This window comes from Streptomyces sp. NPDC026575 (assembly GCF_055567415.1).
On record NZ_JBVHQM010000051.1, the window covers coordinates 1 to 11,796 of the forward strand.

The 11,796-nt window shown below is 70.5% G+C and carries 6 protein-coding genes and 1 pseudogene; 3 read left to right on the plus strand and 4 right to left on the minus strand.

All coding sequences use genetic code 11. The features are described from left to right. Positions 1–94 (plus strand): annotated as a pseudogene (locus ACZ4NB_RS37825) (ABC transporter ATP-binding protein); the annotation flags it as partial. Between the two features lie 171 nt (positions 95–265). Here ACZ4NB_RS37825 and ACZ4NB_RS37830 read toward each other — a convergent pair. From ACZ4NB_RS37830 to ACZ4NB_RS37840, 3 genes are all read right to left on the minus strand, one after another. Continuing rightward, positions 266–5,227: an NAD-glutamate dehydrogenase gene (locus ACZ4NB_RS37830; RefSeq protein WP_467667591.1), complete on the minus strand. Its 4,962-nt coding sequence runs from the start codon at positions 5,225–5,227 to the stop codon at positions 266–268. A gap of 463 nt (positions 5,228–5,690) precedes the next feature. Continuing rightward, the gene (locus ACZ4NB_RS37835) at positions 5,691–6,353 is read right to left on the minus strand and encodes an HAD family hydrolase (protein ID WP_467667592.1); all 663 of its coding nucleotides are present in this window, start codon (positions 6,351–6,353) and stop codon (positions 5,691–5,693) included. 101 nt (positions 6,354–6,454) lie between these two features. After that, positions 6,455–6,961: a DUF6912 family protein gene (locus tag ACZ4NB_RS37840; RefSeq protein WP_467667593.1), complete on the minus strand. Its 507-nt coding sequence runs from the start codon at positions 6,959–6,961 to the stop codon at positions 6,455–6,457. A gap of 314 nt (positions 6,962–7,275) precedes the next feature. Here ACZ4NB_RS37840 and ACZ4NB_RS37845 point away from each other — a divergent pair, with 314 nt between their 5' ends. Further along, a complete protein-coding gene (locus ACZ4NB_RS37845; RefSeq protein ID WP_467667594.1) occupies positions 7,276–7,998 on the plus strand; it encodes an Rv3235 family protein in 723 nt (240 codons plus the stop codon). Between the two features lie 101 nt (positions 7,999–8,099). Here ACZ4NB_RS37845 and secA read toward each other — a convergent pair whose 3' ends face one another. Further along, entirely contained in the window at positions 8,100–10,907 is a 2,808-nt protein-coding gene (gene secA, locus ACZ4NB_RS37850) for a preprotein translocase subunit SecA (protein WP_467667595.1), read from the minus strand. 251 nt (positions 10,908–11,158) lie between these two features. Here secA and ACZ4NB_RS37855 point away from each other — a divergent pair, with 251 nt between their 5' ends. Further along, a complete protein-coding gene (locus tag ACZ4NB_RS37855) occupies positions 11,159–11,770 on the plus strand; it encodes a GNAT family N-acetyltransferase (RefSeq protein WP_467667596.1) in 612 nt (203 codons plus the stop codon). Positions 11,771–11,796 lie beyond the last annotated feature (26 nt).

An 11,796-nucleotide genomic window follows, 5' to 3' on the forward strand; every position in this document is an offset into this window, starting at 1 on the left:
CGACCGGGTCCTGTGGCTGGAACGCGGCGAACTGCTGATGGACGGCCCCACCGACGAGGTCATCAAGGCGTACGAGAAGGAAACGGGCAAGTAGCGCCGCACGCGCGGCAGAACGCCGGACGGGCCGGAGTGCTTCCAGCCCGTCCGGCGTTTCCCGTCCGTCCGGCGTTTCCCGTCCGACCGGCGCGTGCCGACCCGTCCGGCATCGGAGGGCAAAGAGGGCGGGCACCGGGGCGCCCGCCCTCCGCTCACTGGTGCCTGCGCATCAGCTGTGCGTACGCAGCAGCGTCCGCATGGTCCGCATGGCGACCGACAGGTTCGCCAGATCGAAGCCCTCGGACCCGTGGATCTCCTCCAGCGTCGCCCGGGCACGGCTGAGGATCGCCGAGTTCGCTTCCTCCCATGCCTTGAACCGCTGCTCGGGCGTCGCGGAGCCGTTGCCCGCCGACAGCACATCGGCGGTCAGCGCCGCATGCGCCGCGAAGAGGTCCTCGCGGATCGAGGCGCGGGCCATCGACTGCCAGCGGTCGTTGCGCGGCAGCTCCAGGATGCGGTCGAGGAGCTGGTTGATCCGCAGCCGGTCACCCAGGTCGTAGTAGACCTCGGCGACCTCCAGCGGCTCCTTGCCCATGCGGTCCGCGACGGCGACGATGTCCAGCGCCGGGAAGACCGAGGAGAAGCCGGACACCTGCACGGCCAGCGGCTCGGGCACGCCCGCGCCGGTCAGCTCGTCCAGGATCGTCTGGAACCACTCCAGGTCGCCGCCCTGCAGCAGCTTCGGCAGCTCCGCCCAGACCTGCGCGACCCGCTCGGTGAAGAAGTCGATGGTCGTCGACAGCTCCAGCGGCTGCGGGCGGTTGTTGAGCAGCCAGCGGGTGCCGCGCTCGACCAGCCGGCGCGAGTGCAGCCGGATCCGGGTCTGGACCTCGGCGGCGACGACGTTGTCCAGCGCCTCGACGTCGTCCCAGACCTGGTTGAGCCCGAAGATCGCGCGGGCCGCGGTGTGCGCCCGGACGACCTCTTCGAGGGAGGCGCCGGTCTCCTCCCGCATGCGGTGCAGGAAGCTCGTACCGCCGCTGTTGACGGTGTCGTTGACCATGACCGTGGTGACGATCTCGCGGCGCAGCGCATGCCCGTCGACCTGCTCGGCGAAGCGGTCGTAGAGCGCCGAGGGGAAGTAGGCGTGCAGCAGCCGTTCCAGGTACGGATCGTCCGGCAGCCCGGTCTGGATCAGCGCCTCGGCCACCGTGATCTTGGTGTACGCCAGGAGCACCGCGGTCTCGGGCTGGGTCAGGCCGCGGCCGGCGTTCAGCCGCTCGCGGATCTGCCGGTCGGTCGGCAGGAACTCCAGCGCCCGGTCGAGGTCGCCGTCGCGCACCAGGCGGCGCATGAAGCGCTGCTGGGCGTGGAGCATGCTGGAGGACTGGGCCAGGGCCAGGGCCAGCGCGGTGTTCTGCGCGTAGTTGTTGCGCAGCACCAGCGCGCCGACCTCGTCGGTCATCTCGGCGAGCAGCTTGTTGCGCTGCTTGACCGTCATGTCCCCTTCGGCGACCACGGCGTTGAGCAGGATCTTGATGTTCACCTCGTGGTCGGAGGTGTCCACGCCGGCGCTGTTGTCGATCGCGTCGGTGTTGATCTTCCCGCCGGCCATGGCGAACTCGATCCGGCCCAGCTGGGTCAGGCCCAGGTTGCCGCCCTCGCCGACGACCTTGACCCGCAGCTCCTCGCCGTCGACGCGGATGGCGTCGTTGGCCTTGTCGCCCACGTCGGCGTGGGACTCCGCCGAGGACTTCACATACGTGCCGATGCCGCCGTTCCACAGCAGGTCGACCGGTGCCTTGAGGATGGCCCGCATCAGATCGGCCGGGGTCATCTTCTTCACGCCGGCCTCGATGCCGAGGGCGGCCCGCACCTGCGCGTTGATCGGGATCGACTTGGCCGAGCGCGGGTGGATGCCGCCGCCCTGCGAGAGCAGTTCGGTGTTGTAGTCCGCCCAGGACGAGCGCGGCAGTTCGAACAGCCGGCGGCGCTCGGCGTAGGAGGTCGCCGCTTCCGGGTTCGGGTCGAGGAAGATGTGCCGGTGGTCGAAGGCGGCGACCAGGCGGATGTGCTCGCTGAGCAGCATGCCGTTGCCGAAGACGTCGCCGGACATGTCGCCGACGCCGACCACGGTGAAGTCCTGGGTCTGGGTGTCGTGGCCCAGCTCGCGGAAGTGCCGCTTGACCGACTCCCAGGCGCCGCGGGCGGTGATGCCCATGCCCTTGTGGTCGTAGCCGGCGCTGCCGCCGGAGGCGAAGGCGTCACCGAGCCAGAAGCCGTAGGACTCGGCGACCTCGTTGGCGATGTCGGAGAACGTCGCGGTGCCCTTGTCGGCGGCGACGACCAGGTAGGTGTCGTCCTCGTCGTGGCGGACGACGTCCTTCGGGGGGACGACCTCGCCGCCGACGAGGTTGTCGGTGATGTCCAGCAGACCGGAGATGAAGGTCTTGTAGCTGGCGATGCCCTCGGCCAACCAGGCATCCCGGTCCTGCGAGGGGTCCGGGAGCTGCTTGCCGACGAAGCCGCCCTTGGCGCCGACCGGCACGATGACGGTGTTCTTGACCATCTGCGCCTTGACCAGGCCGAGGATCTCCGTACGGAAGTCCTCCCGGCGGTCCGACCAGCGCAGACCACCGCGGGCGACCTTGCCGAACCGCAGGTGAACGCCCTCGACCTTCGGGGAGTACACCCAGATCTCGTAGGCCGGGCGGGGCGCCGGCAGGTCCGGCATGGCCTGCGGGTCCAGCTTCATGGACAGGTAGCCGTGCGGCTCGCCCTTGCTGTTCCGCTGGTAGTGGTTGGTGCGCAGGGTCGCCTTGATGACGGTCAGGAAGGACCGCAGGATCCGGTCCTCGTCCAGGGAGGCGACCTGGTCCAGCGCGCCGTCCAGCTCTTCGAGCAGCCCGTCGGTCAGCTCCGTGCCCGCGCTCTGGCGCCCGGGGGACATCCGCGCCTCGAAGAGCGAGACCAGCAGCCGGGTGGTGTGGACGTTGTTGGAGAGGGTGTCCTCCATGTACGTCTGGCTGAAGGTCGATCCGGCCTGCCGCAGGTACTTGGCGTAGGCCCGCAGGACCATCGCCTGGCGCCAGTTGAGGCCCGCGCGCAGCACCAGCTTGTTGAAGTTGTCGCTCTCGGCCGCGCCGGTCCACACGGCCTTGAAGGCTTCCTGGAAGCGCTCGCGGGCGTCGTCGCCCTTGACGTGCTCCGGCATCCGCAGCCCGAAGTCGTAGACCCAGGCGACGGTGGAGTCGGCGCAGCGCAGCTCATGCGGGCGCTCGTCGATGACCTCGACGCCCAGGCGGTTCAGGCCGGGCAGCACCCGGGACAGCGAGACCGGCTCGCCCCTGCGGTAGATCTTGAAGCGGCGCTCGCCGGGGCCGGCGCCGACCGGCTCGGAGAGGCTGACCGCGAAGTCCTTGCCCGGCTCGCCGGTGAGCTTCTCCAGGTGCTGAAGGTCGGCGACCGCGCTGCGCGGGTTGTTGTCGGCCTTGTAGCCCTCGGGGAAGGCGTGGCCGTACTGGCGCAGCAGCTCGGCGCCACGCTCCTCGCCGACCTCCGCGATCAGCGCCTCGGCGAAGCCGTCGGCCCAGGAGCGGGCGGCCTCGACCAGCCGGCCCTCGATGCGGTCCACATCGGCGTCGGTGAGGTCGGGGAGGGCGGAGCCGGGCTGTACGCGGATGACGAAGTGCAGCCGGGAGAGGACCGACTCGGTGTTCCAGGCCGTGAAGTCGACGCTGATGCCGCCGAGCTCCTCCTTGAGGATGTCGATCAGGCGCAGCCGGACGTTGGTGGTGTAGCGGTCGCGCGGGAGGTAGACCAGCGCGGAGTAGTAGCGGCCGTACTCGTCCTGGCGCAGGAAGAGCCGCAGCCGGCGGCGCTCTTGGAGGTAGAGCACGCTCGTGGCGATGGACCGCAGTTCGTCGACGGGCGTCTGGAAGAGCTCGTCGCGCGGGTAGGTCTCCAGGATCTGGAGCAGGTCGCGGCCGTCGTGGCTGTCGGGGGTGAAGCCGGCGGCCTCCAGGACCTCGGCGACCTTGCGGCGGATGACCGGGACCCGGCGCACCGACTCGGTGTACGCGGCCGAGGAGAACAGGCCCAGGAAGCGCCGCTCCCCGATGACGTTGCCCTGCTCGTCGAACTTCTTGACCCCGACGTAGTCGAGGTAGGAGGGGCGGTGCACGGTGGCGCGGCTGTTGGCCTTGGTCAGGATCAGCAGCTTGTGCTCGCGGGCCTTGGCGCGGGCGTCCGCGGGCAGCCGGTTGAAGGACGGCGAGACGGGGTGGCCGTCGGCGGTCTCGCGGTGCGGGGGGTCGGCGCGCAGTATGCCCAGCCCCGTACCGGGCACGGCCGTCAGCACGTCCTCCTGGGCGCCGCCCTCACCGGGCGCGGAGGTGAGTTCGTACTCGCGGTAGCCGAGGAAGGTGAAGTGGTCGTCGGACAGCCACCGCAGCAGCTCCTGGGCCTCTTCGATCTCCATCTCACGCAGGTCGTCGGCGATCGGCTCGGCGGGCAGCTGCTCGGAGATGCGCAGCGCGGCGCCGCGCATCTTCTCCCAGTCCTCGACGGCCTCGCGGACGTCGGAGAGCACCCGCAGCAGATCCGCGGTGATCTGCTTGAGGTCCTCGCGGTCGGTCTCGCGGTCCATCTCGACATGGATCCAGGACTCGGTCAGCGCGTCGTGCGGCAGGTCGGCGGTCCTGGCCTTGCCGGTGGTGGCGCGGGTGTCGCCGTTGGAGTCGAGGACCTCGATGAGCTTGCCGGTGACATCGCGGCGGACGATCACCTGCGGGTGGATCACCAGGTGGATGCCGCGGCCCTGGCGCGAGAGCTCGTTGGTGACCGAGTCGACCAGGAAGGGCATGTCGTCGGTGACGACCTCGACGACGGAGTGGCTGCTGGTCCAGCCGTTCTCCTCGACGGTCGGGGTGTGCACCCGGACGTTGGCGGTGCCCTGCGGTCGCGTCTCCGCGAGGCGGTAGTGCGAGAGCGCGGCACCGAAGACGTCGTCCGGGTGGCGGTCGATCAGGTCTTCAGGGGCGGTGTGCAGGTAGTAACGCTGGAGGTATCCCGCAAGGGTGTCCGGGTCGAGGCCGCGTACCGGGTGCTTCCCCCCGGCCTGGCTTGTTTCAATGACCCGGGCCGCCCTGGCGAGCAGTTCCGTCTTGGCTTCGTCCAGCTTGGTCTGCATGTCCTCTGGCTCCTGTCGCGCGCCGTTGCGTGACGTCGTGGAAGAACTTTGTGGAAGCCGCACAACGCCGCCGCGACGCGAGGTGTCCTGTCGCTGTCGACGCTATGCCGCGATGAGAGAGGGCCGTGTCGTATTCGACAATCTTTGACAAAGTCGACATGGAGTGTTGGCCGCAAAGACCAGCGACCGCCCGGTCACGGTGGTGCCCCGGGCGCACGGCAGGGGCCTCGATGCCCCCGCGGGTTATCGCGCTGATCACGGTGCAAGGCTATCGCTCCCTCCACGGGTGCCGTCATGGGCCGTCTACGTACAAATCCCCGATCCGAACTTAGACCTTCTGGACAACGCTACGCCGGGCCGGAGTATGCGTGCGCGCCGGAAGCGGCACCCCGGGCCCGACAGGGCAGGAGCCGGACCTGGCCCCCTACCGGTGTCAGGGCCACACAGGCCCCCTGGCGCCCGCCTAGCGGACCAGGGTCTCCGCCAGCTCCACGGCCTCCGCGAGGCTGTCCACGACCGGCACCCCGGCGGCCTGCAGGCTCCCGCGGCTGTGCGACCCGCCCGTGTAGAGCACCGCGTACGCCCCCGCGTCCCGCGCGGCCACCGCATCGTCCACCGCGTCGCCGATCACGACCGTGCGCTGCGGGTCCACCTGCTCCAGTGTCGCGAAATGCCGCGCCATCTGCGCGCTCTTCGTGCCCCCGGACGGTCCGGTCCGGCCCTCCACCAGCACGAACCGCGATTCGATCCCGAAGCCGCGGACGAGGGGTATCAGCTCGTCGTGCCCGAACATGCTCAGGATCGACTGGCTCCGCCCGGCCGCCTGCCACTTCTCCAGCAGCAGATCCACGCCCTCGGCGAGACCGCAGCCCAGCCGGTGCTCGCTGTAGTGCCGGTGGAACGCCTCGTCCATCACCAGCCACTCCGCGTCCGTCGGCAGCCGCCCCATCAGCCGCTCGTAGAACCGCGGGATGGGCACGCAGTACAGCTCGCGATAGATCTCCAGGGTGATCGGCGCCAGCCCGATCTCCTCGAACGCGGAGTTGGTCGCCCCGATGACGGCGTCGATGTCGTGGAACAGCGTGCCGTTCCAGTCCCAGACGATGTGTGTCGCGTGCTTCCCCATGCGGTTCCCCAGGTCGTGCCCCGCGCGCTCACCGCGCCTTCCCCATGCAGAAAACGTACCCGGCGCCACTGACAACGCGGCGGACCGGCCGGCGCGGGCGCTCAGCGGATCAGTTCGGGGATCTCCTGCACGGCGAACCACATCAGATCGTGGTCCTCCGCACCGTCCACGGTGAACTGCGCGTCGTCGTCGCCCTGGTCGGCCGCGCCGAGCGCCGCCGCGGCCGCCGCGACATCCGGCTCCGCGTCGGCGGCGTCCACATGCACCGCCGCGGCCTTCGACAGCGGCACCGGCCCGGCGATCCGCACCTCTCCCAGCGCCGACTGGTCCAGCCCCCGGTCGGGGTCCGCCACCGCCGCGCCCTCCGGGACGTCTATGGCCACCACCACCCGGCGCCGGGCCACGTCGGGGTTCCCGGCGAGCAGCCGCAGCGAGGCCTGGGCCGCGCGGTTCAGCGCCGCGTACTCCAGCTCCTCGATGTCGTCCGAGACGTACCACTCGCGCAGCGCGGGCGTGACGGCGTACGCCCCGAGGGCTGCGGCGCCCAGCTCGCCGTTCTTGTGCGCCTCTGCGAGACCGGGGAGGGTCAGGGGGACATAGACGCGCATGGCAGCCGCTTCCGCTCGATTCGCTGGACTCCGAAGATTGTCCCGCCAGCATACGGGCGTGCGTCCCCCATCGTGCTGCCCCCAGGGCCCCCGCACCGCCCCCTCCGGGCCCCTCCCGCACCCCGCCGCAGCGGCTGAATTCCGGCGCCGTGCCACGGACGGGTGAACTCCGACCGCCCCGCACCCCGGCCGCCGCGCGCCTTGCTGCGGGCCCGCGCCCGCCGATACGAAGTTCCCCACCACAAGCTACCGCCCAGTAATCCACCGGGCCCGGCACAACGGGGGCGATCACCACCATGACCGGAAACCACGCCATGACGACCACGACCACCACCACGCGCGCCGCGACCGACGCCATCAGCACGACGACCATCGGCCCCGCGACGACCACGGGCACGACGACGATCACCGGCCACACCGGCCCCGCGACGACCACCGGCACCACAAGGACCACCGCCCCTGTGACAACCACTGTCCCCACCAGGACCACCGGCCCCGCGACCCCGGCCGTTCCCCGGCCCCGGCGCGCTCCCGCGGGCCGTCGCCCCGCCGGACCGGCCGGCAGCGGCCCCGCCCAGGCCGGCCGGGGCACCCCCCGCACCGCCGGGCGCCCGGGCCGCGCCACCGCGCCCGGCTCCCCGCTGCCGACCGTCGGGGCGCAGCGCCGGGCCCACGAGAGCCGGCCGCATCACTGGTTCGCCCATCAGCTGGTGCGCACGCTCAGCGGGCAGCAGCCCGTCCACGCGCTGCTGGGACACGCGCTGCCGGCCGCGTACGACCGGCTGGTGGAGCTGGCCCCGCTGGCGCCGCTGCGGCCCCTTCCCGCCCCGGGGCGGCGCGGCACGGTCCCCACCCTGCGCGAGTGCGGACTGTGCCGGCCGCGCAGCGGGGTCATCGAGGCGTTCGCCCGGATCACGACGGGTGAGCGGCTGCGGGCCCTCGCCTTCCGGCTGGAGCTGGGCGCCGACGCCCGGTGGCGGTGCGCGGCGCTGGACATCGGCCCGGCTCCGGCCCTGCCGAGCCCGGCGGCCCTGTGACCACCGCACGCGGAAACGCAGAAGGCGCCCCGGCCGTGCTCCGGCCGGGGCGCCCCGCTGCTGCGCGGCCCCGGCACGATCTGCCGGAGCCGCGTCACCGCTTACTTCTTGCGGCGGCGACCGCCGCTCTTCTGGGCCTTGCGCCGCTCCGCGCGGGTCAGCCCGTCGGCCTCCGAGCGGGCCGGGCCGCCGGCCTCCTCGTCGCTGATGAAGTCGCCCTCGATGACGCTGCCGTCACCGTCGACCTTCGGCGCGGTGAAGTGCAGCCGGTCCGGACGCTGCGGCGCCTCCAGGCCCTTGGCGTGGATCTCGGGGCGTGCCGCGCCGGCGGGGACCGCCTCCTGCTCGGCCTCCTGCACCGGGACCTCCTCGACCTGCTGCTCGACCTGGACCTCCAGGTTGAACAGGTAGCCGACGGACTCCTCCTTGATGCCCTCCATCATCGCGGTGAACATGTCGAAGCCCTCGCGCTGGTACTCGACCAGCGGGTCCTTCTGGGCCATCGCCCGCAGGCCGATGCCCTCCTGGAGGTAGTCCATCTCGTAGAGGTGCTCACGCCACTTGCGGTCCAGGACGGACAGCACGACCCGGCGCTCCAGCTCGCGCATGATGTCCGAGCCGAGCTGCTCCTCACGGGCGGCGTACTGCTCGTGGATGTCGTCCTTGACGGCGTCGGCGATGAACTCGGCGGTGATGCCCGCGCGGTCACCGGCCTCGTCCTCCAGCTCCTCGACGGTCACCTTGACCGGGTAGAGCTGCTTGAACGCGCCCCACAGGCGCTCCAGGTCCCACTCCTCGGCGAAGCCCTCGACGGTCTCCGCCTGGATGTAGGCGTCGATGGTGTCGTCCATGAAGTGCTTGATCTGCTCCTGGAGGTCCTCGCCCTCCAGGACGCGGCGGCGCTCGCCGTAGATGACCTCGCGCTGGCGGTTGAGCACCTCGTCGTACTTCAGGACGTTCTTGCGCGTCTCGAAGTTCTGCTGCTCGACCTGCGACTGGGCGGAGGCGATCGCCCGGGTCACCATCTTGTTCTCGATCGGGACGTCGTCGGGCACGTTGGCCATCGCCATGACGCGCTCGACCATCTGGGCCTTGAACAGCCGCATCAGGTCGTCGCCCAGGGAGAGGTAGAACCGCGACTCGCCGGGGTCGCCCTGGCGGCCGGAGCGACCGCGCAGCTGGTTGTCGATCCGGCGCGACTCATGCCGCTCCGTGCCGAGCACATACAGCCCGCCGAGCTCCTTGACCTCCTCGAACTCCGCCTTGACCGCGGCCTCGGCGCGCTCCAGGGCGGCGGGCAGCGCGGCCGCCCACTCCTCGACGTGCTCGACCGGGTCCAGGCCCATCTGGCGCAGCTCGGCCTCGGCCAGGTCGTCGGGGTTGCCGCCGAGCTTGATGTCGGTACCGCGGCCGGCCATGTTGGTGGCGACCGTCACGGCGCCCTTGCGGCCGGCCTGGGCGACGATCGACGCCTCCCGGTCGTGCTGCTTGGCGTTGAGGACCTCGTGCGGCACCCCGCGCTTGTTCAGCTGCTGGGAGAGGTACTCGGACTTCTCCACGGAGGTCGTGCCCACCAGGATCGGCTGACCCTTGGCGTGCTTCTCGACGATGTCCTCGACCACCGCGTCGAACTTCGCCGGCTCGGTGCGGTAGATCAGGTCCGCCTGGTCCATCCGGACCATCGGGCGGTTGGTCGGGATCGGGACCACGCCGAGCTTGTAGATCTGGTGGAACTCGGCGGCCTCGGTCATGGCCGTACCGGTCATGCCGGAGAGCTTGCTGTAGAGGCGGAAGAAGTTCTGCAGGGTGATCGTGGCGAGCGTCTGGTTCTCGTCCTTGATCTCCACTGCCTCCTTCGCCTCGATGGCCTGGTGCATGCCCTCGTTGTAGCGGCGGCCGGCGAGGATACGGCCGGTGTGCTCGTCGACGATCATGACTTCGCCGTCGATGACGACGTAGTCCTTGTCCTTCTTGAAGAGCTCCTTGGCCTTGATCGCGTTGTTGAGGTAACCGACGAGCGGGGTGTTGACCGACTCGTACAGATTGTCGATGCCCAGCCAGTCCTCGACCTTGCTGACACCGGACTCGTGGATGCCGACCGTGCGCTTCTTCTCGTCGACGTCGTAGTCGCCGGTCTCCTCGATGCCGCGCTGCGGATTGGCGGCCTCGCCCCTCTTGAGGCGCACCACCAACTTGGCGAAGTCGCCGTACCACTTGGTGGCCGAGTCCGCCGGGCCGGAGATGATCAGCGGCGTACGGGCCTCGTCGACGAGGATCGAGTCGACCTCGTCGACGATCGCGAAGTTATGGCCCCGCTGGACCAGTTCGTCCTGCGACCAGGCCATGTTGTCGCGCAGATAGTCGAAGCCGAACTCGTTGTTCGTTCCGTACGTGATGTCGCAGCTGTACTGCTCGCGGCGCTGGGCGGGCGTCATGTCGGCGAGGATGCAACCGACGCTCAGGCCCAGGAACTTGTGGACCCGGCCCATCATCTCGGAGTCGCGCTCGGCCAGGTAGTCGTTGACCGTGATCAGGTGCACGCCCTTGCCGGACAGCGCGTTGAGGTACGCGGGCAGGGTGCCGACGAGGGTCTTGCCCTCACCGGTCTTCATCTCGGCGACGTACCCCATGTGAAGGGCCGCGCCGCCCATCAGCTGCACGTCGTAGTGGCGCTGGCCGAGCACCCGCTTGGCGGCCTCGCGGACCGTGGCGAACGCCTCGGGCAGCAGGTCGTCGAGGCTCTCGCCGTCCGCGTACCGCTCCTTGTACTCGTCCGTGAGTGCCCGCAGCTCAGCGTCGGAGAGGGCCGCGAAGTCCTCCTCGATGGAGTTGACCTGGCCCGCGATGCGGTGCAGTTTGCGCAGGATCTTTCCTTCGCCTGCACGCATGATCTTCGTCAAGACGGACACTTGGGCTGGTCTCCTTGCCGGTCGGGCCTGCACGGTCGAGTGCGCGGGCGCGGCATATTTCCAAGGGGGCAGGCCCCGCCGCAACGGCCATCGTAAAGGAGGACGCTGCCGAGCCGGGAGGTCCGCCGCCGCGAACCCCGCTATCCCCTTCCTCACGTGAACGCACAAGGCCGCGAGAAGGTGCCGGGCAGGTGCCGGGAATCACGCGAAAATCCTCAGCGGCCCTTTCCCCGACCGAGCAGACTCACCTCATGAAGCCCGTGACCCTCACCACCGAGCGCCTCGTGCTGCGGCCCTTCGAGCCGTCCGACGCACCCGCGGTCCACGCCGCCTGCCAGGAGCCGGACATTCCGCGCTGGACGAGCGTGCCCTCGCCGTACGGCGTCCAGGACGCGGAGCAGTTCGTCGGGACGGTCGCCCCCGAGGGCTGGCGCAACGACACGAGCTACAACTTCGCCGTCGTCACCAAGGCGGACGGCTCGCTGGTCGGCGCGATGGGCCTGGTACGCCTCGACCAGCTGCGCACCCCGGAGCGGCAGGCCGAGCTGGGCTTCTGGACCGCCAGGGAGCAGCGCGGCCGGGGGTACACCGTCGAGGCGGCCCGCGCGGTGCTGAACTGGGCCTTTCGCGATCTTGGCGTGGAGCGCATGGAGTGGCTCGCCGAAGCCGGCAACGACGGCTCCTGGGCGGTCGCCCGGCGGCTCGGCTTCCAAAGGGAGGGCACCCTGCGCGCCAAGCTGCTGTACGGGGGCACCCGCCGGGACGTGTGGATCGGCTCCCTCCTGCCCTCCGACCTGGGCGACGCGGAGCCGGGGCCGTCCGGCGTGCCGGAGGCCACGCCGTACCTGCCCTACCCCGGCTGAGGTGCCACGCGGCGGCGCCGGTCGAC